This window comes from Streptomyces sp. NPDC057099 (genome assembly GCF_042671245.1).
Taxonomy (GTDB): domain Bacteria; phylum Actinomycetota; class Actinomycetes; order Streptomycetales; family Streptomycetaceae; genus Streptomyces; species Streptomyces purpurascens.
The window spans coordinates 26,044-46,569 of the sequence record NZ_JBHUTX010000029.1 but is presented as its reverse complement, the minus strand read 5'-3'; the positions used below and the strand labels follow the sequence as shown (position 1 = coordinate 46,569).

Here is a 20,526-nt window from a genome sequence, read left to right as displayed (position 1 = left end):
GTGGGGTCAGGGGGCCGGGTCCCGGGGAGCGGGTGCGGCGATGGCGGCGAGTTCGGTGCCGGGGGCGACGGTCAGTCCGTGCATCCCGTAGAAGACGCGTCCGGAGGCGGGGGTGTGGATCTTGTGCTCCCGGCCGTCGGCGGGGTCGATGACACGGCCGATGACCTGGCCCTCGGTCACGTCGTCGCCGAGGGAGAACTCGGGGTACCAGAGGCCGGTGGCGTCGGAGGTGACGCCCGCGACCCAGACCCACTCGCGGACGGCGGTGCTGTTCCGGGCCTCCGACTCCAGGACACCGAGCCGGGCCAGCACTCCGTACAGGCCGTCGACCAGGCGGCGGGCGACGGCCGGGTCCCGCTCACCGAGGTCGCCCGTCTCTACGAGGATCGCCGGGATGCCCTGGCGGGCGGCGGCCGCGTGGCTGTTGCCGCCCTCGGCGTTCAGTCCGAGGATGACGTCCTCGATGCCGGCCGAGCGGGCCATGTCGGCGGTCCTGGCGTCGAGTTCGGGGATCCCGGTGAGGCGGTAGCCGACGAAGTCGCGCAGGACCTCGTCGATGCCGCCGGAGTGCAGGTCGACGTAGGCCTCGGCACCGTCGAGCAGATGCGCGAAGAGCCAGGCGGCGAGGCGCTCCGTGGGGCCGCCCTCGGGGTCGCCGGGGAAGACGCGGTTGATGTTGACGCCGTCGAGCGGGGAGACACCGAGCCGGCCCTGGTAGACGGCCGGGGGGTTGGCGACCGGGCAGAGGACGATCTGGCCGCGCACCTCGCCGGGCTCCAGCAGGGCCGCGAGCCGGGTGGCGGCGTCGATGCCGGTGAACTCGCCGCCGTGCACGCCCGCCGTGATGACGACGCGGGGGCCGGGCCGGGCGCCGTTGACCAGGGTCAGCGGGATGTCGACGGTGAGGGTGCCGAGGTCGGCAAGGACGGTGCCGCGGGTCTTGGTGCCGGACTCGGCGCTCAGGGTCCCGACGGTCAGAGTGCCCACGGTCGGTTGCTCGGTCATGGTCGTCAGGCCTCCGTGCGGTCCTGGGTGGAGAGGAAGTCGATGGGCTGCGGCGAGGTGCCGTCCAGCGCCAGGTCCGCCGCGATGTCGCCGAAGGCGGGCGAGAGCTTGAAGCCGTGGCCGGAGAAGCCCGCGAGCAGGACGACATCGCTGTGGCCCGGCAGGGGGCCGACGAGCGGGCGGCTGCTCTCGGTGTAGCCCTCCATGTAGACGGAGAGACGGACCGGGTCGGGGTTCAGGTCCGGCATGTAGCGGCCCATCAGCTCCGTGAAGATCTCCAGCTCTTCGGGCGCCACCGTGCGGTCGAGGCGGTTCGGGTCCCCGGCGGGGCGGTGCAGGGCGCGGGACAGGCCCAGCTTCACGGAGACGCCGTCCGGGGAGGGCAGTCCGTAGCAGTGGGTGGGGGCGGTGCGGATGAACGCCGGGCGCTCCTCGCCGAACCAGGCGTCGGTGGTGGGCACGTACCAGGCGCTGAGCAGGCGGCGGATGTCCACCTCCCACGGCAGGTCGGGCAGCAGGTCGTTCACCCACGGGCCGGGACTGACCACGGCCGCGTCGAACCGCTCGCCGCCGGTGTCGGTGCGGATCTCCACGCCGTTGCCGGTGGGCACGATCTCGCGGACGGTGGTGTAGCGGTGGATGCGGGCGCCGAGTTCCTCGGCGCGGCGGGCGGCGGTCTGGATGGTCAGTTCGGGCCGGATGAAGCCCGCGCGCCGGTCGAGCACGGCGGCGTCGCCGTCCTCGATCCGGAACTGCGGGAAACGCTTGGCGAGTGCCTCGGCGTCGAGCACCTCGTGGTCGAGGCCGTGCTCGGCGATCGACTGCAGGACCGTGGCCATCTGGTGGTGGGCGGTGGGCCCCATCAGCAGGCATCCGGTCAGCCGGCGCAGCTCGCGGCCGGTCTCCCGCTGGAGCGTCTCCCACAGGGTGTCGGCGTGCTGGAGCAGCGGCACATAGCGGGAGTCCTCGAAGTGGGCGCTGCGGAAGATCCGGGTCTCGCCGCCGGCGGCACCGCGGTCGTGGCCCGGGGCGAAACGGTCGTAGCCGACGACCTCGGCTCCGCGGGCGGCCAGGCGCCAGGCGGCCTGAGCGCCCATCGTTCCGACGCCGACGACGGCGACGCGCTTCTTGGCAGACACGAGGGGGTTCCTTTCGTCTCCCGGAGCGCGGATGCTGTACGCCCGGTATGCGGACTCTGGAATTCCGGAAGGGACGGCGTAGGCGATGGACCGAAGGGCCATGGCTCGCACTGTCCGGGGGGAGGGGGCTTCAGGCTGTCTTCGCCAACCTGCTGTGCCACATTGTGGAACGGTGTGCTAGAATCTGGCACGAGAATGGCAGTGGCGAGGAGGGGAGTCAAGGGGTGTACGCCAGGGATTCCGCGAGTTAACGGGGGAAATCAGATGGAAATGAAGAGCGTGACCAGGTCGTTGCGGATCCTGGAAGCGGTCGCGCAGCACCAGCCGGTCACGGTGGGGGAACTGACCAAGCTGTTCGGGCTGCCCAAGTCGACCGTGCAGCGCACGCTGGTCACTCTGAACGAGGCCGGGTGGCTGCGGGCGAACCGCAAGGACACCACGCGCTGGGAGATCGGCGCGCGCGTGCTCGCCGTGCGGCCGGCGGCGCTGCAGGGATCGAGTCTGTTCGCGGCCGCGCGGGAGCCCATGATCCGCCTGCGGGACGCGCTGAACGAGACGATCCATCTGTCGGTGCCGGACGCGCTGCAGTGCATGGTCGTCGTGGACCGGGTGGACTGCCATCACGCGGTGCGGACGTTCCACGCGATCGGCGACACCTCGCCGCTGCACGCCACCGCGACGGGCCGCACGGTCCTGGCCCACCTGCCGCCCGCCGACGTCGAAGAGCTGGTGGAGCGCGGGCTGGAGAGCTACAGCGACGCGACCCTCGTCGATCCGGCCGAACTGCGCGCCGAGCTGAAGCGGGTGCGCACCGACGGCTACGCGCTCAACCGCAACCAGTACCGCCCGGACGTCTGCGCGATCGCCGCGCCCGTCCTCGACGAGGACGGCACACCGCTCGCCTCCGTGGCCGTCTCCCTGCCCGACTCGCGCTACGACGAGGCACGGCTGCCCGAGTGGGGCCGTCTGGTCGCCGACACGGCGACGGAGATCACCGACCGCCGCCTGGGCGCGTGACAGCCCGGCACGCGTGACAGGCCCCCTGGTGACGACCGGCACCAGGGGGCGTGGCATGTCACGGGGTCAGGCGCTCGTGCGCCCGGACGTGTCGGAGGGTACGGCTGTCATCGGACGGGCACCGCGATGTACTGGTACTCCAGGAACTCGTCGATCCCGACCCGGCCGCCCTCACGGCCGAGCCCGGACTGCTTGACCCCGCCGAAGGGCGCGGCCGGGTTGGAGACGAGCCCGGTGTTCAGGCCCACCATGCCGACCTCCAGGCCCTCGCTGACGCGCAGGCCTCGGTCGAGCCCCTCGGTGAAGACGTAGCCGACGAGACCCCAGGGCGTGTCGTTGGCCCGGCGCAGGACCTCGTCCTCGTCGTCGAAGGTGAGGATCGCGGCGACCGGGCCGAAGATCTCCGTGTCCATGAGGCGGCTCTCGGGGGAGACGTCCGCGAGCACGGTCGGCGGGTAGAAACAGCCGGGCCCTTCGGGCGTACGGCCGCCGACCAGCACCTGGGCGCCGCGCTCCACCGCGTCGGCGACCAGCTCCTCGACCTTGGCACGCCCGACGGTGTCGATCAGCGGGCCGACGTCCACGCCGTCCCGGGTACCGGGGCCGACCTCGAGCGCGCCCATCCGCTCGGCGAGCCGCCGTCCGAACTCGTCGGCGACCGACCGGTGGACGAAGAAGCGGTTCGCGGCGGTGCAGGCCTCGCCCATGTTGCGCATCTTGGCGACCATCGCGCCGTCCACGGCCACGTCCAGGTCGGCGTCGTCGAAGACGATGAACGGCGCGTTGCCGCCCAGCTCCATCGATGTCCGTACGACGGCGTCGGCGCACTGCGCGAGCAGCAGCCGGCCGACGGCCGTGGAGCCGGTGAAGGACAGCTTGCGGATCCGGCCGCCGCGCAGCAGCGGTTCGCAGACCTCTCCGGCGCGGGAGGTGGTGACGACGTTCAGCACGCCGTCGGGCAGCCCGGCCTCCTTCAGGATCCCGGCGAGGGCGAGGCTGGACAGCGGGGTCTGCGGGGCCGGCTTGAGGATCATCGTGCAGCCCGCGGCGATCGCCGGGCCGATCTTGCGGGTGCCCATGGCCAGCGGGAAGTTCCACGGCGTGATCAGCAGACAGGGGCCGACCGGGCGGCGGGAGAGGAACATGCGATTGCGGCCGTCGGGCAGCGTGCCGCAGCCCCCGTCGATCCGCACGGCCTCCTCGGAGAACCAGCGGAAGAACTCGGCGGCGTACGCCACCTCTCCCCTGGCCTCGGCGAGCGGCTTGCCCATCTCGGAGGTCATCAGGCGGGCGAGTTCGTCGGTGCGTTCGAGGATGATCTCGTGCGCGCGGCGCAGGATCTCGCTGCGCGCCCGGGGTGCCGTACGGGCCCACTCGGCCTGGGCCTGGACGGCCGCCTCCTCCGCGAGCCTGGCGTCCTTGGCACCGGCGTCGGCGACATGGCTGAGGATCTCGCCGGTGGCGGGGTCGTCGACGGGCATGGTGGCGCCGTCCGCGGCGTCCACCCAGGCACCGCCGATGAACAGCTGGTTCAGTACCTCGGTCATGATGTCTCTCCTGATCGGTCGGCGCTGGGGTCGAGGAGCTCCGCGAGGTGCAGGGCGCGGATGCCCCGGTCACCGGCGAGGTGGTCGATCTGGGTGGCGCAGCTGAAGCCGTCGGCCACGACGGGTCGTCCGTCGAGGGCGTCGAGGCGGGGTGTGAGAGCCAGGTCCGCGACGGCCATCGAGGTGTCGTAGTGCTCCGCCTCGAAGCCGAAGTTCCCGGCGAGTCCGCAGCAGCCCTCGGCCTCGTCGACCGTGCGGACACCGAGGCGGCGCAGCAGGTCGGCGGGGCGGCGGCCCTTGAAGGTGGCGTACTCGTGGCAGTGGGTCTGCAGGACGACGTCCTGCGGCAGCGGCGGCGGGGCCCAGCCCTGGTCGGCGAGGTCGGTGAGGGCCCCGGTGAAGGTGTGGACGCGGTCCGCGACGCGCTGTGCGGCCTCGGTGCCGAGCAGTTCGGGCACGTCGCGTTTGAGGGCGGCGGCACAGCTCGGCTCGGCCACGATGATCGGCCGGTCGTCGCCGTCGTCGAGGTGGGCGACCGTCCGGGCCATGACCTTGCGGGCCACGGACAGCTGGCCGGTGCTGACCCAGGTGAGTCCGCAGCACAGGCCCTCGCGCGGGGTGCAGGGGACACCGGCGTCGGCGAGGACCCGGCTCGCCGCTCCCGCGACCTGGGGGCGGAAGGCCCGGGTGAAGCTGTCGACGAAGAGCAGGGCTTTCGCCGGCCCCGGGGACTTCGCCTCACTCAGGGTCTCCGCCGCGCGCAGGGTCTTCCGCAGGGCGCGCCGGGAGGCGAAGGCGGGGATCCTGCGCTCGGTGGTCACACCGCCGAGCCGGGCGAGAAGCCTGCCGAGCGGTCCGCGCAGCAGGGCGTTGACCGGTCGGGCCGCGTATCCGGCGAGGGCGGAGGTCCTGGGCAGCCAGCCGAGCGAGTAGTGGGAGCGGGGCCTGAGCCTGCCCTTGTAGTGCCGGTGCAGGAACTCCGCCTTGTACGTCGCCATGTCGACGCCCACCGGACAGTCGCTGGAGCAGGCCTTGCAGGACAGGCACAGATCGAGGGCGTCCTTGACCTCGGTCGAGCGCCAGCCGTCCTGGACAGCCTCGCCACGCACCATCTCCTGGAGCATGCGGGCCCGGCCGCGAGTGGAGTCGTTCTCCTCCCCCGTGGCCCGGTAGCTCGGGCACATCACGCCGCCGGAGTCGCTGCGGCAGCGGCCGATGCCGACACAGCGGCGCACCGCGCCCGTGAAACCGTCCGTGTCGTGCGGGAAGGTGAACGACGTGTCCACGAGCGGGAGTTCACGCAGCGCGAGGTCGGCGTCCAGGGGGGCCGGCTCGACGATCACTCCGGGGTTGAGCAGTCCGTCCGGGTCGAAGATCCGCTTGAACGCGGCGAACGCGCGGATCATGCGGTGGCTGTACATGACCTCCAGCAGTTCGCTGCGGGCCCGTCCGTCGCCGTGCTCGCCCGACAGGGTGCCGCCGTGCGAGACGACCAGCGTGGCCGCCTCGGAGAGGAACCGCCGCATGACGGCCCGGCCGGTGTCCGTGGCCGGGTCGAAGTCGACGCGTACGTGGACGCAGCCCGCGCCGAAGTGCCCGTACAGCACACCGGTGAGACCGTGCGCGGCCAGCAGCTTGCGGAAGTCGCGCAGATAGGCGGCGAGGTTCTCGGGGGCGACGGCCGCGTCCTCCCAGCCGGGCCAGGACTCCCCGCCGTCCACCAGCCGGGCGGCCAGCCCGGCCCCGTCCTCGCGGACCCGCCACAGCGAGCGCCGCTCGGCCGGGCTCTCGACGACCCGTCCGCCGGTCAGCCGGCCCTGTGCCTTCAGCACGTCGAGCAGTGCGGCGGCACGGCCGTCGACCGTGGCCTGGTCCTCGCCCTCGAGTTCGACGTAGAGCCAGGCGCGGCCCTCGGGCAGGCCGGTGACGGAGTCCGGGCCGCGGCGGACGCGCATGGTGGCGACGATCGCCTCGTCCATGCCCTCCACGGCGCTCGGCGAGAAGCGCAGGATCTCCGGCACGTCCTCGGCCGCTTCGACGACGTCGTCGTAGCCGAGGGTCAGCAGCGCCGATGCCTGTGCGGTCGCCACCAGGCGGACCGTCGCGGCGGTGACGACCGCACAGGTGCCTTCGGTGCCCACGAGCGCGCGGGCCATGTCGAAGCCGTTCTCGGGCAGCAGGCGGTGCAGTTGGTAGCCGGAGACCTGGCGCGGGATCCGGCCCAGTTCGGTACGGATGGGCTCCAGGTTGTCGGCGATCAGCTTCCGGAGGTCGGATGCGAGCCGCGCGATGACTTCGGCGTCGCGGGGATCGACCGGATGCAGTCCGGTGCGGTCGGCGACGGCCCGCACGCCGTCGGCCGTGACGATCTCCAGGGCCTCGACATGGCCGCTGGTCCGCCCGTCGCGCACCGACCGGTTGCCGCACGCGTCGTTGCCGATCATGCCGCCGAGGGTGCAGCGGCTGTGCGAGGACGGGTCGGGGCCGAAGTCGAGCCCGTGCGGGACGGTCGCGCTCCGCAGCGCGTCGAGGACGACACCGGTCTCGACGCGTGCGGTGCGGGTCTCGGGGTCGATGTCCAGGATCCGGTTCATGTACCGGGAGAAGTCCAGGACGACCCCGAGTCCGACGGCGTTGCCCGCCATGCTGGTGCCGCCGCCCCGGGCCGTGACGGGCACGCCCGCCTCCCGGCAGGCCCGCAACACCGCGACCACGTCGTCGGCGGTGCGCGGGAAGGCCACGGCCCACGGCAGCACCCGGTAGTTGGAGGCGTCGTAGGCGTAGGGGCCCGTCGCCCCCGGGCCGGTCTCCACCCGCAGACCGGGCGCGATCTCGGCGATCCGGGCCGTCAGACCCGCCAGGTCGCGGGTGGCGGTGGTCATCGGTCCCCGGCTCCCGACGTGCCGGCCTCGACCGCCTTCGCCCAGGCCCGCAGGCCCTCGTCCACGCCCGCCTCGTCGATGACGAGCGCCGGGATCATCCGGACCACCTGGTTCCAGGCGCCGCACAGCAGCAGGAGCAGCCCCTCGTCGACGGCGGCGCGCTGCACGCGAGCTGCGGTCTCGGGGTCGGGGCTGCCGTCCTCGGTGACGAACTCGCTGGCGAGCATGAGGCCGAGGCCGCGGACGTCGCCGATGCCCGGGGTGCGGTCGGCCACCGCCTCCAGGCCCTGGCGCAGCCGCTGGCCCATCGTCTCGGCGTTCTCGACGAGCTTCTCGTCGCGTACGACGTCGAGGGTGGCGCAGGCAGCGGCGCAGGCGACGGCGTTGGCGCCGTAGGTGCCGCCCTGGGAGCCGGGCCAGGCCTTGGCCATCAGTTCCTCGGAGGCGGCGATGCCGGAGATCGGGAAGCCGCTGGCGATTCCCTTGGCGGTGACGAGGATGTCCGGGGTGACACCGAAGTGGTCGTGGCCCCAGAAGCGTCCGGTGCGGCCGACGCCGGTCTGCACCTCGTCGAGGATCAGCAGGAAGCCGTGCCGGTCCGCCCGCTCCCGCAGCCCCTCCAGGAAGGCACGGTTCGCGGGCACGTACCCGCCCTCGCCGAGCACCGGCTCGACGATGATCGCGGCCGTGTCGGCCGGTGAGGAGATCGTCTGGAGGGTGTAGTCGAGCTCCTTCAGGGCGAAGCGGGTGGCGGCCTCCTCGTCCCAGCCGTACCGGTAGGCCGTCGGGAACGGTGTGACGACCACCCCGCTCATCAGCGGGGAGAAGCCGGACCGGAAGCGGATCCCGGAGGTCGTCATGGACGCGGCGGCGACCGTACGGCCGTGGAAGCCGCCGTGACAGACCAGGACGTTGGGACGGCCGGTGGCCTGGCGGGCCAGCCGCAGTGCCGACTCGACGGCCTCGCTGCCGGAGTTGGTGAAGAACAGGCTGTCCAGGCCGGCCGGCAGCACCTCGCCCAGCTTTTCCACGAGGCGGCGCAGCGGCTGGTGCATGACGGTCGTGTACTGGCCGTGGATGAGCGTGCCCACCTGCTCCTGCGCCGCCGCCACGACCTTGGGGTGGCAGTGCCCGGTGCTGGTGACGCCGATGCCGGCGGTGAAGTCGAGGTAGCGGCGGCCGTCCTCACCGTAGAGATGGACGCCCTCGCCCCGGGCGGCCACCACGGGCGTGGCCTGGCGAAGGTGCGGCGACAGTGCGGTCATGTTCGTCTCCCGGCCGTACGTCGAGGTCTGCTTGCGGTGATCCGCGGTACTGGTCCGACAACCCCGAGCATCCGGGCCGCCGCGCGGCGCGACAACGCGTGATCTGTCCAGCCGGAACGCGTTGTTCGGACGTTGTGTCAACCACCGGACCCCCCTGATCCCGCCCGTCCCTCCCGTGGACAGCTCTTGCGCAGGTCAGTGGCGCTTGTCAGAGTGACCAGGCATGCAGGGAGCCACCGTGAATCCACACCCGCCGAGCGTCGCCGACATCCTGGCCCTGCCGGTCCTGGCCGCCGGGCAGCCCCAGGTCGTCACCGGGCCGGCCGGGCTGGACCGGCCGGTGCGCTGGGTGCACATCACCGAGCTGACGGACCCGGCGTCCTTCCTCAAGGGCGGCGAGCTGGTCCTGACCACGGGCATGCCCCTGCCCGACGACGCCGCGGGGGTGCGCCGGTACGTCGACGAACTCACGGACGTGGGAGCGGCCGCCCTGGTCATCGAGCTGGTACGGCGCTACCACCGGCCGCCCGACGCCCTCGTCCAGGCCTGCCGCGCCCGGGGGCTGCCCCTGGTCACCCTCGCACGGGACGTCAACTTCCTGGAGGTCACGCAGGTCGTCCACGCGCTCATCCTCGGCAGCCAGGCCGACGCGATGCGCCGGACCCAGCGGATCCACGAGGCGTTCACCGGGCTCACGCTGCGCGGCGCGGGCCCTGAGGACGTGGTGCGCGCGGCGGCGGAGATGAGCGGCCGCACGGTCGTCCTGGAGAACCTGGTGCACCAGGCGCTGATCTGCGAACCGTCGGGCAGCACGGTGGAGGAGGCGCTCGGCGACTGGGAACAGCGCTCCCGGGCCACCGAGCCCGGCGACCACACCGGGGCGAGCGGCCCGGAGGGCTGGCTGACGGCGCCCGTCTCCTACCAGGGCGAACAGTGGGGCCGCCTGGCCATGCTCAGGGCCCCCGTCGACGGCGGCCCGGCCTTCGGGCCCGAGCACATCACCGTCCTGGAGCGGACGGCTATGGCCCTGACCGTCGCCCGGCTGATCCACTCCACGCCCTGGGAGCACACGGCCCACCGCACCGCCCTGCGGGAGCTGGCGGAACAGCGCCACCACTCCCCCGAGGACGCCCGCGCCCGCTGCGCCGCGCTGGGCCTGCCCACGGAGGGCGTCGGCTATCTGGCGATCCTCCTCGACCTGGGCCCGGGTGCCGAGGGAGGCGAGCTGGAGACCCGACTGCACAGCGAGCTGCGATCGGCGGGGGTCCCGGCCCTCGTCGGCGAACTCGCCCCCGGGCGCCTCGGCATCCTGCCCGCCCTGCGCCCCGACCGGCCCTGGCGTCCTGTGGCGGAACGGCTGTGCCGCACCGCGCTGGGGCTGGTCCCGGGGGCGATCGTCGGTGTCGGCTCGGAGGTGGCGGACCTCGCCGACACGGCACGCTCCTTCCGGGAGGCGGCCCGTGTCATAGAGGCCACCCCGCCCGGCCAGCTCCCTCCCCCGGACCGTTCCTTCCACGAGCTGCCGGACATCGATCTGCGCCGCCTGCTGTACGCCCTGCGCGAGGACACGCGCGTCCAGGACTACACCGAGCGCCGCCTCGGCCGGCTCATCGACCACGACACCCGGCACGGCACCGAGCTGCTCACGACGCTGGGCCACTACCTCGACGCCGCCGGCAACAAGACGACGGCGGCCCGGCGCGGCGGTCTGTCCCGGGAGACCATGTACCAGCGCCTGCGCACCATTGAGCGCCTCCTCGAATCGGATCTGGAATCCGGGGAGCGGCGCACCGAACTCCACGTGGCACTCACGGCGTTGCGCGTGCTGCGCGCCGGGTGAAGGATGCCTCAGTGCCGAGGCGTCGGCACCATCTTCAGAGGGGGTTCGATGAAGGTCGAGCACGGTGAACGGGGCGGCACTTGAGTACCCGTCGGCGGATCGTCGTCGTCTGGGCGGGGGCGTGCCTGGCCGGGCTCGCCGCCACCTCCACTCTCAACTCCGGTTCATCTACGGACGATTCGAACTCTCCGACCCGAGGAGCCACACCGACCGGCACGTACGACTGCCAGGAGATCTACGACTCCATCGAGCAGGCCCGGGCCGAGGCCAGGCGCGAGCAGCAGGACATGATCGACGCCTCGCCGGACGTCGCGTACCAGTCGGTCATCGTGGGGGACGTGGCCGTGCCGGAGGAGTGTCTCGGCGAAGTGAAGTCCCGCTGAGAGACACCCACTTGCCAGAAGGCGACCGGCACCTCAGGTGTCGAAATCCACTGTCAGCGCGTCGGAGACCGGGAACGACTGGCAGGTGAGGACGTAGCCCGCGTCGACCTCGGCCGGTTCGAGGGCGAAGTTGCGGCGCATGTCGGCCTTGCCGTCGGTGACCAGGGCGCGGCAGGTGCCGCAGACGCCGCCCTTGCAGGCGAACGGCAGGTCGGGGCGGGTCTGCTGGGCGCCTTCGAGAATGCTCCGCTCCCGGGGGAGGGCGGAGGTGGTGGAGCGGCCGTCGAGGGTGACGGTGACCTGGCTGACCGGGCCGGTCGGGCCGGTCTCGGCGTGGCGCACCTCGCGCACGGGCTCGTCGTCGGCGTAGAACAGCTCCTGGTGGACGCGGTCGGCGGGCACGCCGAGGCCGGTCAGGACCTGCTGGGCGGCACGGACCATGCCGTGCGGGCCGCACAGCCACCAGTGGTCGGCGGAGTCCACGTCCACCAGCGCGTCGACGAGGGCCGACAGCCGGTCGGCGTCGAGGCGGCCGGAGAGCACCTCGGCCTCGCGGGGCTCGCGGGAGAGGACATGGGCGAGCTGGAACCGCGTCGGGTGGAGGTCCTTCAGGTCGGCCAGCTCGTCGGCGAACATCACGGTGCCGGTGCGGCGGTTGCCGTAGAGGAGGGTGACCGTCGAGCGGGAGTCGGCGGCCAGGACGGACTCGGCGATGGAGACCATGGGCGTGATCCCGGAGCCGGCCGCGATCAGGACGTGGTGGCCGGGGGCGGTGAGGTCGGGTGTGAAGGCGCCGGTGGGTGCCATGACCTCGACGGTGTCGCCGGGGCGTACGTCGCGCACCAGCCAGGAGGAGAACAGGCCGCCCGGTACGACCCGGACGCCGATGCGCGGGGCGGTGCCTGCGGGTGAGCAGATCGAGTAGGAGCGGCGCTCGTCGCGGCCGTCGATCTCGCGCCGCAGGGTGAGCGACTGGCCCGGCTCGAAGGCGAACTCCTCGGCCAGCTCGGCCGGGATGTCGAAGCTGACGGCTGCCGCGTCCTCGCACAGCGGCCGCACGGCGGCGACCCGCAGGGGGTGGAAGACCGGACGTCGGCGGGCACGCGCGCGTGCCGCCGGGGCGGGGGCCGGCTCCATCAGGTCGTCCATCAGATCTCCTTGACGTACTCGAACGGCTCGCGGCAGGCGAGGCAGCGCCACAGGGACTTGCAGGACGTGGCGGCGAAGCGGGAGGTCTCCTCGGTGTCGTGGAAACCGCAGCGGGGGCAGGGCACCGAGCGGCGGGTCGGTGACAGCACGAGCGGGACCGGGCCGGTGGTGCGTGCGGGCGCTGCCCCGGGCGGGGCGATGCCGTGCTCGGCGAGCTTGCGCCGGCCGTCCGGTGTGATCCAGTCGCTGGTCCACGGCGGGTCGAGGACGGTGCGGATCTCCACACGCGCGTAGCCCGCGTCCCTCAGCCGGGCAGCGACCCCGGCGCGCATCTCCGCCATCGCCGGGCAGCCCGAGTAGGTCGGGGTGAGGCTCGCGACGACCGTCCCGTCCGGGGTCAGGGACACCTCGCGCAGCACTCCGAGGTCGGCCAGGGTGAGCATGGGCAGCTCGGGGTCGGGCACCTGCTCGGCGATGCGCCGGGCCCGCCGCTCGTCCAGGAGTGTCGTCACCATGTCGCCTCCGGGTGGGCACGGGCGATGCCCTGCAACTCGGCCAGCAGCGGGGCGAGATGCTCGGTGTGCTCGCCGGTACGGCCCGAGCCGGGCAGCGGCCGGTAGACGGGCATGGGCAGTCCGGCCGCCTCGGTGACCTGGCGCAGGACGGCAACGACCTCGTCCCGTACGTCGTAGGCCGTGAACAACTCGCCGAGGTACGGCCCGACCTGCTCCAGCGCCCTGCGCGTCCGGCGGTGCGACTCCTCGGTGCCGTCGCCGAGGCGCACCACCCACTCGGCCGCGTACTGCCGGTGGTAGGCCAGCTCCTTCACGCCCTTGGCGGCGATCGCCGCGAGCACCGGGTCCCGGTGGGCGGTGAGCCGCTCGAAGTACGCGAGGCGCCAGCTCGCGAACACCAGCAGCCGTACGGTCGAGAACGCGAAGTCGCCGTTGGGCAGTTCGGCCAGGCGTACGTTGCGGAAGTCGCCGGCGTCCCGGAAGTAGGCGTAGGCGTCCTCGCCGCGGCCGGTGCCGTCGACCTGGCCCGCGCGGGCGTAGAGCAGACGGGCCTGGCCGAGCAGATCGAGTCCGATGTTGGCCAGGGCCACCTCCTCCTCCAGCTCGGGGGCCCGGGTGGTCCACTCGGCGAGCCGCTGGGACGAGACCAGGGCGTCGTCGGCCAGGGTGACGCAGAGGGCGGCCAGTTCACCGGCGTCGACGCCGTCGGGCACGGCCGTGTCCACGCCGTGCAGGGGGTCCTCGAAGCCGGTGCCGTAGGCCCAGCGGGTGTCGTCCTCGTGCCCCTCGGCGAGGGTCATGTAGACGTGGTCGTCACTCATGCCCTCTCCTTCAGATGTGCGGGACGTCGGCGGGGATGTCGTAGAACGTCGGGTGCCGGTAGACCTTGTCGGCGCTGGGCTCGAAGAACGGGTCCTTCTCGTCGCGGGTCGAGGCGGTGATGTGCTCGGACCGCACGACCCAGATGCTGACGCCCTCGTTGCGCCGCGTGTACAGGTCGCGGGCGTGCGTGAGCGCCATGCGGTCGTCGGCGGCGTGCAGCGAGCCCACGTGGACGTGGTTCAGGCCGCGCTTGCCCCGTACGAACACCTCGTACAGCGGCCAGTCCTTCTTGTCGGCGGCGCTCATGCCACCGCTCCCTTCTGTGCGCGGGCCGCCTGTTTGGCGGCGTGGGCGGTGGCCGCCTCGCGCACCCAGGTGCCCTCCTCGTGGGCCGTGCGGCGTCGCTCCGTCCGCTGGGCGTTGCACGGGCCGTCGCCCTTGATGACCCGCATCAGCTCGTCCCAGTCCGGGGTGCCGAAGTCGTGGTGTTCCCGCTCGTCGTTCCAGCGCAGCTCCGGGTCCGGGAGCGTCACGCCGAGCTTCTCGGCCTGCGGGACGGTCATGTCGACGAAGCGCTGACGCAGTTCGTCGTTGCTGTGCCGCTTGATCTTCCAGGCCATCGACTGCGCGGAGTTGGGCGAGGCGTCGTCGGGCGGGCCGAACATCATCAAGGACGGCCACCACCAGCGGTCCACCGCGTCCTGCACCATCTCCCGCTGCGCCGCGGTGCCGCGCATCATCGTCATCAGCAGCTCGTAGCCCTGCCGCTGGTGGAACGACTCCTCCTTGCAGATCCGCACCATCGCGCGCGCGTACGGCCCGTACGACGACCTGCACAGCGGCACCTGGTTGCAGATCGCGGCACCGTCCACGAACCAGCCGATCACCCCGACGTCCGCGAAGCTCAACGTGGGGTAGTTGAAGATCGACGAGTACTTCTGGCGGCCCTCGATCAGCCGGTCCGTGAGATCCGCGCGGTCCGCGCCCAGCGTCTCCGCCGCCGAGTACAGATACAGCCCGTGCCCGGCCTCGTCCTGGACCTTGGCGAACAGAATGGCCTTGCGGCGCAGCGACGGCGCGCGCGTGATCCACTCGCCCTCCGGCTGCATGCCGATGATCTCCGAGTGCGCGTGCTGCGCGATCTGACGGATCAGTGTCTTCCGGTAGCCCTCCGGCATCCAGTCGCGCGGCTCGATCCGCTGGTCCCGCGCGATCGTCGCGTCGAAGTGCTGCTGGAGAACCGGCTCGGCGCCGTCCGCCCCCGCGGGGCTGGAGCGTGTCGTATCCATCCGTCCCACTTCCCAACCGACCATTCGTTCGGTCCATGATAGGACAGGCCCGGGCCCCTTGGTAAGCCCTCGACCCTTGACATGCCCGGAGGCGATGGGATTACTTGGCAACGCCGAAGCTAACCGAATGTTCGGTCGGTAGACAAGGTGGTGCGAAGGTGACCCATACCGCTGACGCGACGCCGGCCGCGGAGGCGATGTTCGCCGCGGACCAGGCCTCACGCGGGCTCGGTGTCGAGCTGCTCGAGCAGGGCGAAGGGACCGCCGTGCTCCGGATGACCGTGACCCCGGGGATGGTGAACGGGCACGGGATCGCCCACGGGGGCTATGACTTCCTGCTCGCCGACAGCGCCTTCGCCTGCGCGTGCAACAGCCACGGCCCGGTGACCGTCGCGGCCGGGGCCGATGTCACCTTCGTGGCTCCGGCGTACGAGGGCGACGTGCTCGTGGCGCGGGCCGAGGAACGCACCCGGTTCGGCCGCAGCGGCCTCTACGACGTGAGCGTGCTGCGGGGCGACGAGGTGATCGCGGAGTTCCGGGGCCGCAGCCGCACCATCGGGAGCACGAGCGCGAGTACGGCAGCGAGTGCGGCCGCGAGCACTCCCGCGAGTACGACGTCGAAGGAGTCGCGATGACCGGCGAGCCCCTCCCCCACGATCTGCTGGACGACGCCGAGCGCCTCACCCGCGAGCAACTGCGCGAGCTCCAGCTCGACCGGCTGCGCCGGAGTCTGCGGCACGCGTACGACAACGTGGAGACGTACCGCAAGAAGTTCGACGCCGCCGGGGTCACACCCGAGGACTGCCGCTCGCTGGAGGACCTGTCCCGGTTCCCCTTCACGACCAAGGCCGATCTGCGCGACACCTACCCGTTCGGCATGTTCGCCGTCCCCATGGACCAGGTCAGCCGTGTCCACGCCTCCAGCGGCACCACGGGCCGCCCCACGGTCGTCGGCTACACGGAGAACGACCTGTCCATGTGGGCGGACCTCGTCGCCCGCTCGATCCGGGCCGCCGGCGGACGGCCGGGACACAAGGTGCACATCTCCTACGGCTACGGGCTGTTCACGGGAGGCCTCGGCGCGCACTACGGCGCCGAGCGCGCCGGGTGTCTGGTGATCCCGGCCTCCGGGGGCATGACCGCACGCCAGGTGCAGATCATCCAGGACTTCGAGCCCGAGATCATCATGGTCACGCCGTCCTACATGCTGACACTTCTCGACGAGTTCGAGCATCAGGGCGTCGACCCGCGCTCCACGTCCCTGCGGGTGGGCATCTTCGGCGCCGAGCCCTGGACGGAGGAGATGCGCCGCGAGATCGAGGAGCGCATGGACATCCACGCCGTCGACATATACGGCCTGTCCGAGGTGATCGGGCCGGGGGTCGCGCAGGAGTGCGTGGAGACCAAGGACGGGCTCCACGTGTGGGAGGACCACTTCTACCCGGAGGTCGTCGACCCGATCACGGGTGAGGTGCTGCCCGAGGGCGAGGAGGGCGAGCTGGTCTTCACGTCCCTGACCAAGGAGGCGTTGCCGGTCGTCCGCTACCGCACCCGCGACCTGACCCGGCTGCTGCCCGGCACGGCACGGCCCGCGTTCCGCCGCATCCAGAAGATCACCGGCCGCTGCGACGACATGATCATCCTGCGCGGGGTGAACGTCTTCCCCAGCCAGATCGAGGAGATCGTCCTGCGCACGCCGGGTGTCGCCCCGCACTTCCAGATCCAGCTGACCCGGCGCGGTCGCATGGACCACATGACCGTCCACGTCGAGAGCCGCCCCAGCGCAGCTGCTGAGCAGCGCGAGGCCGCCGCCCGCGCGATCGCGCAGGACGTCAAGGACGGTGTCGGTGTCACGGTCGACGTGGCGATCGTCGAACCGGAGACGCTGGAGCGGTCGGTGGGCAAGCTCCGGCGGGTGAAGGATCTGCGCGAGAGTTGAGGCCCTATCGCTCGGCCGGCGGGCAGCCGGTTTCAGCGGACTGGTCGGGCAGATAGCGGGACTCTTCCAGCGGGGTGAGCGTGGTGTCGATGGCAGCGCAGATGTCGCGGATCGCGCGGGCCGGGTCGGGCAGGTCGACGTTCCACAGCTCGACGGAGGTGCCCGCGCTGATGGCCAGGGTGTGACCGTCCCGGCTGAACGTCACGGCTTCTGCGGGCGAGCGGGTCGGCAGGGTGCTTCTGATCTGGCTGGTGGAGAGGTCCCAGAGGTGGACTCCTCGTTCGTTGCTCGCCGCCAGGGTGCGGCTATCGGAGCTGAAGGCCAGCGCCGCTACCTCACCGCTGACACTGAAGCTGTCCTGGAGCTGACCGGTGCGTGCGTTCCACGTCTTCACGGTTCCCTTGGCGCTGCTCGCGGTGGCCAGGGTGTGGCCGTTCGGGCTGAAGGCGAGGGACAGCACCATTCGGGAGCTCGGCTTGATGATGCGCTGGGTCCGGCCATTGGCTGCGTCGAGCAGCTTGACCTGTTCGTGGCCTGCCCGGACGTGCGCGACGGCGAGTGTACGGCCGTCCGGGGTGAACGCCAGCGTCCTGACGGGTTCGCCGTGGCCCGGGTCTACGGTGCGTAGTGCGCCGGTCGAGAGGTGCCAGATCCGAACGGATCCGTCATGGCCGATGAGCGCGAGCCGTGTTCCGTCGGGGCTGAAGACCGCCTCGCCGGTGTCGCCCCGGGCACGGCTTTGGCGAAGGCGGCCCGTGGCGACCTCCCGGACCTCGATCACGCCGTTCTCGGTGGCCCGGACGGCCAGGGCGCGCCCGGTCGGGCCGAACCCTGCGGCTTTGAGGCGAGAAGCCGCGATCAGCAGTCGGTTTCCCCGGCGCACCGGGCCGGTGTCGAGCGTCAGTGTGGCTTCGCGATCGCCGGTCCTGGCATCCCAAAGCTGTACCGAGCCACGGCCGGGCCGCTCTTGGCGAACCGCGGCAACCGTGCGTCCATCCGGACCCAATGCCAGGCCCGCGATGTACGCGCCCTCGTGGCCTCGCAGAGTGGTACGCGGGTGATACGCAGTCAGACGGTGGACGCGAATGGTGGGGTCTGAGTTGCCGCTGGTGACCAGATTGCGGCCGTCCGCACTGAGGGCCACCGTCGTGAGTCCGCGCCCGTGGCGACCGGCGGTCACGGTGCCTCGGGCCGCGCCGGAGGCGGTGTCCCACAGGTGCACCGTGTCCCCATGGTCCGGGATGGCGAGGGTCCGCCCGTCCGGGGTGAAGGCCAGTCCGTCCAAGTTCATGGGAAGACCGTCACTGATGGTGCGCCGGAGGGCGCCGGTGTCCACCTCCCGCAGTTGCACCGAACCGTCGGTGCGGACAAACACGTATGTCCGGCCGTCAGGGCTGATGGCCACGGCACGGCCCTCGATGTGGCTGTCGTGGGTGATCCGGGTGCGGCCGGTGGCAACGTCCCACACCCGCACCAGTCCGTTGAAGCCTGCGGCGGCGACGGTACGTCCGTCCGAGCCGAAGGAGACGGCTTCCGGATCGGGGAGACTGGTGAAGCTGTGCCTCGTGCGGCCGGTGGCCACGTCCCACACTCGTACAGCGGCCGGGGAGGTGGCGGCCACGGTACGACCGTCAGCGCTGAAGGCCAACCCGCCTACCGCACCGTCTGGGATGGCGAGGGTCCCGAGTTTCCTGCCGGTGACCGGATCCCACATACCTATCTCCGTGCCGGATTCACGGGCCATAGCGACAGCGAGGGTGCGTCCGTCGGGGCTGAACGCCGCGACTTGGTCAGTGTCGTGGCCGGTGAACGTGTGTCGGAGCCGGCCTCCGGGCAGATCCCAGATCCGAACTTTGCCATCTCTGCTGTGTGTGGCGACGGTGCGTCCGTCCGGGCTGAGGGCGATGGAACCCACGGGCTCGGTGCCGCTGACCAGACGCTCACTCAGCGGTAACGCCGCAGCGGCATACAGCGCCGCGGCGGCCTCACGCGTCGGACTGATGCGGTACGCATGCACAGCGAGCAACGAAGCCAGATCAGGTTCAGAATCCAGCAGCGCCCCGGACTGCGCAGCCAACTGCCGCGACTGCGCCACACGCTGGGCACTCACCGCACTCTCCCACTGCCCCACCGCAAGCCCCGCAGCCACGAGCGCAAGGCACAGCGCCGCGGTGACCGCCCCGAGCACCAACCGGTACCGGCGACGGCCCTTCTGCTCATGTACACGACTGGCGTCGAGGAAGGCCTGCTCCAAGGCGGTCAGGTCCTCGCGCGGCGCGCCGCCGAAGTGTTCCTGCGCGGCGGCAAGCCGGCTCCCCCGGCACAACGCGCCCTCTTCCCGCCCCAGTTCCTGCCACGCATGGGCCGCCTCCGTCAGGTCCCGGTGCACACGCAGGCGTTCGCGGTCGTCCTCGATCCACCCGCGCAGTCGAGGCCAGGCCGTGATCAGAGCCTCATGGGCCATCTCGACCGTGTCGCCGTCCAGGGTGAGCAGCCGCGCCCCGGCCAGCGCGTCGACCACACGCGCGGTGTCGTCCCGGCCGGTGCCGGGCAGTTCCGCGCGGTCGACGGGACGGCGGGTGTCGGGGGTGCCGTCGCCGGGGGCGACCAGGCGCAGCAACACCCGGCGGGCGGCGGTCGCCTGGTCGTCGGTGAACCGGCCGTGGACCTCCTCGGCGGTCCGGGCGATCGCACCGTCCAGGCAGCCGGCCGCCTCGTACCCCGCCAGGGTCAGTGTCTTGCCGCGGCGGCGGCGCCAGGTCTCCAGCAACGCGTGGGACAGCAGCGGCAGTCCGCCCGGCGCGTCGGCGACCTCCTCTACCAGCCGGGCGGTGAGGGCGCGTTCCACGGTCAGTCCGGCGGCCTTGGCCGGTTTGACGACGGCGGCCCGCAGTTCGGCCTGGCTCATCGCTCCGGCCAGGAGGTTGGCATCGCGCAGTGCGTCGGCCAGGTCGCGGTGCTCGGCGCAGCGGCCGTAGAAGTCACCGCGTACCGCCAGCAGCACCCGCAGGCGGCTCTCCGGCTGCCGGGCCCTCAGCAACAGGTCGATGAAGCGTGCGCGTTCGGCCGTGTCGTGGCAGAGCGTGAAGACCTCCTCGAACTGGTCGACTATGAGGAAGGTGTCCGCTCCGGCGCTGCCGTCGTGGGGTGGTGCGGGGGTCAACAGGGATGCGTGGTTGCGGGCGGGGCGTTCGCCCGGTGTCAGGATCCGGATCGCGGCCGGGCGCAGGTCCGGCGCCTGGGCGTGCCGGAGCACGGGTATCAGGCCGGCCCGTAACAGGGAGGACTTGCCGCTGCCGGAGGGGCCGAAGACCGCGGCGAACCGCCGTCGGCGCAACAGCTCGACCAGGTCGTCGGTGAGCTGCTCCCGGCCGAAGAACAGGCCGCTGTCCCCGGTCTCGAACCGTGCCAGTCCCCGGTACGGCGGGCGGGAGCCGTCGTCGTCCCGGGTGCCGTCACCGGCGGACTCCTCCACCGCCTCCTTCCACCGGGCCTCCCATTCGGCCGGGTCCCCTCCGCACGCCTCCGCATAGGCGAGGGCCACCGGCAGCGTCGGCAGCCGTTCGCCTCCTGCCGCCTGCGCCAGCGTGGTCACCGAGTAGCCCGCCCGCCGGGCCAGCGCCCGGTAGGTGATCCCGTCCGCCTCCGCCCTCAGCTTGCGCAACTCGAACGCGAACCGCTGCACCGGTCCCGCCGCCGGATCCACCGGCACCTCATGACGCCCCGCCACGCCC

General features: G+C 72.0%; 16 protein-coding genes. 5 read left to right on the top strand and 11 right to left on the bottom strand.

What is annotated here, in order from left to right:
* Positions 1 to 6: 6 nt before the first annotated feature.
* Complete coding sequence (locus tag ACFT4A_RS28520) at positions 7 to 1,005, bottom strand: succinylglutamate desuccinylase/aspartoacylase family protein (protein WP_382835320.1); 999 nt, start codon at positions 1,003 to 1,005, stop codon at positions 7 to 9.
* 5 nt (positions 1,006 to 1,010) lie between these two features.
* Positions 1,011 to 2,144, bottom strand: coding sequence for an N-methyl-L-tryptophan oxidase (solA, locus tag ACFT4A_RS28515; protein WP_382835317.1), 1,134 nt, complete (start codon positions 2,142 to 2,144; stop codon positions 1,011 to 1,013).
* 270 nt (positions 2,145 to 2,414) lie between these two features.
* Between solA and ACFT4A_RS28510 the strand changes: the two genes are divergently transcribed.
* Positions 2,415 to 3,161, top strand: a complete 747-nt coding sequence (locus tag ACFT4A_RS28510) for an IclR family transcriptional regulator (RefSeq protein WP_382835436.1) — start codon at positions 2,415 to 2,417, stop codon at positions 3,159 to 3,161.
* Between the two features lie 107 nt (positions 3,162 to 3,268).
* Here ACFT4A_RS28510 and ACFT4A_RS28505 read toward each other — a convergent pair whose 3' ends face one another.
* From ACFT4A_RS28505 to ACFT4A_RS28495, 3 genes are read right to left on the bottom strand one after another with little or no spacing between them, the layout of a single operon-like run.
* Positions 3,269 to 4,708, bottom strand: a complete 1,440-nt coding sequence (locus tag ACFT4A_RS28505) for an NAD-dependent succinate-semialdehyde dehydrogenase (RefSeq protein WP_382835314.1) — start codon at positions 4,706 to 4,708, stop codon at positions 3,269 to 3,271.
* Entirely contained in the window at positions 4,705 to 7,590 is a 2,886-nt protein-coding gene (locus ACFT4A_RS28500) for an FAD-binding and (Fe-S)-binding domain-containing protein (protein WP_382835311.1), read from the bottom strand. Before ACFT4A_RS28500 ends, ACFT4A_RS28505 begins: the two co-directional genes overlap by 4 nt.
* Positions 7,587 to 8,855 (bottom strand): aspartate aminotransferase family protein, encoded by a 1,269-nt coding sequence (locus ACFT4A_RS28495; RefSeq protein ID WP_376385305.1) that lies wholly within the window; start codon positions 8,853 to 8,855, stop codon positions 7,587 to 7,589. The genes ACFT4A_RS28500 and ACFT4A_RS28495 overlap by 4 nt, the downstream gene beginning before the upstream one ends.
* A gap of 223 nt (positions 8,856 to 9,078) precedes the next feature.
* Here ACFT4A_RS28495 and ACFT4A_RS28490 point away from each other — a divergent pair, with 223 nt between their 5' ends.
* Together ACFT4A_RS28490 and ACFT4A_RS28485 are read left to right on the top strand one after the other, a co-directional pair.
* Positions 9,079 to 10,695 carry a PucR family transcriptional regulator gene (locus ACFT4A_RS28490; RefSeq protein ID WP_382835309.1) on the top strand — a complete coding sequence of 539 codons (1,617 nt, stop codon included), beginning with the start codon at positions 9,079 to 9,081 and terminating at the stop codon, positions 10,693 to 10,695.
* Positions 10,696 to 10,775: 80 nt separating this feature from the next.
* Positions 10,776 to 11,078 carry a hypothetical protein gene (locus tag ACFT4A_RS28485; RefSeq protein ID WP_382835306.1) on the top strand — a complete coding sequence of 101 codons (303 nt, stop codon included), beginning with the start codon at positions 10,776 to 10,778 and terminating at the stop codon, positions 11,076 to 11,078.
* 33 nt (positions 11,079 to 11,111) lie between these two features.
* Here the strand turns inward: ACFT4A_RS28485 and paaE are convergent, their stop codons facing one another.
* The 5 genes from paaE to paaA are packed head-to-tail and all read right to left on the bottom strand — an operon-like array spanning position 11,112 to position 14,853.
* Complete coding sequence (paaE, locus tag ACFT4A_RS28480; RefSeq protein WP_382835303.1) at positions 11,112 to 12,227, bottom strand: 1,2-phenylacetyl-CoA epoxidase subunit PaaE; 1,116 nt, start codon at positions 12,225 to 12,227, stop codon at positions 11,112 to 11,114.
* Positions 12,227 to 12,742: a 1,2-phenylacetyl-CoA epoxidase subunit PaaD gene (gene paaD / locus ACFT4A_RS28475; protein WP_382835300.1), complete on the bottom strand. Its 516-nt coding sequence runs from the start codon at positions 12,740 to 12,742 to the stop codon at positions 12,227 to 12,229. The genes paaE and paaD overlap by 1 nt, the downstream gene beginning before the upstream one ends.
* On the bottom strand, positions 12,736 to 13,563 hold the full coding sequence (gene paaC, locus ACFT4A_RS28470; protein ID WP_382835297.1) for a 1,2-phenylacetyl-CoA epoxidase subunit PaaC: 828 nt from the start codon (positions 13,561 to 13,563) through the stop codon (positions 12,736 to 12,738). Before paaC ends, paaD begins: the two co-directional genes overlap by 7 nt.
* A 10-nt stretch (positions 13,564 to 13,573) precedes the next feature.
* On the bottom strand, positions 13,574 to 13,870 hold the full coding sequence (gene paaB, locus ACFT4A_RS28465) for a 1,2-phenylacetyl-CoA epoxidase subunit PaaB (protein WP_382835294.1): 297 nt from the start codon (positions 13,868 to 13,870) through the stop codon (positions 13,574 to 13,576).
* Positions 13,867 to 14,853: a 1,2-phenylacetyl-CoA epoxidase subunit PaaA gene (gene paaA, locus ACFT4A_RS28460; protein WP_382835291.1), complete on the bottom strand. Its 987-nt coding sequence runs from the start codon at positions 14,851 to 14,853 to the stop codon at positions 13,867 to 13,869. The genes paaB and paaA overlap by 4 nt, the downstream gene beginning before the upstream one ends.
* A 197-nt stretch (positions 14,854 to 15,050) precedes the next feature.
* On the opposite strand from paaA, the gene paaI reads away from it, so the two are divergent.
* Both paaI and paaK read left to right on the top strand, forming a co-directional pair.
* Positions 15,051 to 15,488: a hydroxyphenylacetyl-CoA thioesterase PaaI gene (gene paaI / locus ACFT4A_RS28455; RefSeq protein ID WP_382835433.1), complete on the top strand. Its 438-nt coding sequence runs from the start codon at positions 15,051 to 15,053 to the stop codon at positions 15,486 to 15,488.
* Positions 15,485 to 16,792, top strand: a complete 1,308-nt coding sequence (paaK, locus tag ACFT4A_RS28450; RefSeq protein ID WP_382835288.1) for a phenylacetate--CoA ligase PaaK — start codon at positions 15,485 to 15,487, stop codon at positions 16,790 to 16,792. The genes paaI and paaK overlap by 4 nt, the downstream gene beginning before the upstream one ends.
* A 4-nt stretch (positions 16,793 to 16,796) precedes the next feature.
* On the opposite strand, the gene ACFT4A_RS28445 is transcribed toward paaK, so the two are convergent.
* Entirely contained in the window at positions 16,797 to 20,522 is a 3,726-nt protein-coding gene (locus tag ACFT4A_RS28445) for a helix-turn-helix domain-containing protein (RefSeq protein ID WP_382835286.1), read from the bottom strand.
* Positions 20,523 to 20,526: the final 4 nt, after the last annotated feature.

Bases quoted from the DNA above. Each gene is read 5' to 3' on its own strand.
- paaD (WP_382835300.1), bottom strand. From the start codon at position 12,742: ATGGTGACGACACTCCTGGACGAGCGGCGGGCCCGGCGCATCGCCGAG.
- paaI (WP_382835433.1), top strand. From the start codon at position 15,051: ATGTTCGCCGCGGACCAGGCCTCACGCGGGCTCGGTGTCGAGCTGCTC.
- ACFT4A_RS28505 (WP_382835314.1), bottom strand. From the start codon at position 4,708: ATGACCGAGGTACTGAACCAGCTGTTCATCGGCGGTGCCTGGGTGGAC.
- ACFT4A_RS28490 (WP_382835309.1), top strand. From the start codon at position 9,079: ATGCAGGGAGCCACCGTGAATCCACACCCGCCGAGCGTCGCCGACATC.
- paaC (WP_382835297.1), bottom strand. From the start codon at position 13,563: ATGAGTGACGACCACGTCTACATGACCCTCGCCGAGGGGCACGAGGAC.
- ACFT4A_RS28520 (WP_382835320.1), bottom strand. From the start codon at position 1,005: ATGACCGAGCAACCGACCGTGGGCACTCTGACCGTCGGGACCCTGAGC.
- ACFT4A_RS28495 (WP_376385305.1), bottom strand. From the start codon at position 8,855: ATGACCGCACTGTCGCCGCACCTTCGCCAGGCCACGCCCGTGGTGGCC.
- paaK (WP_382835288.1), top strand. From the start codon at position 15,485: ATGACCGGCGAGCCCCTCCCCCACGATCTGCTGGACGACGCCGAGCGC.
- ACFT4A_RS28510 (WP_382835436.1), top strand. From the start codon at position 2,415: ATGAAGAGCGTGACCAGGTCGTTGCGGATCCTGGAAGCGGTCGCGCAG.
- ACFT4A_RS28500 (WP_382835311.1), bottom strand. From the start codon at position 7,590: ATGACCACCGCCACCCGCGACCTGGCGGGTCTGACGGCCCGGATCGCC.
- paaE (WP_382835303.1), bottom strand. From the start codon at position 12,227: ATGGACGACCTGATGGAGCCGGCCCCCGCCCCGGCGGCACGCGCGCGT.
- paaA (WP_382835291.1), bottom strand. From the start codon at position 14,853: ATGGATACGACACGCTCCAGCCCCGCGGGGGCGGACGGCGCCGAGCCG.
- paaB (WP_382835294.1), bottom strand. From the start codon at position 13,870: ATGAGCGCCGCCGACAAGAAGGACTGGCCGCTGTACGAGGTGTTCGTA.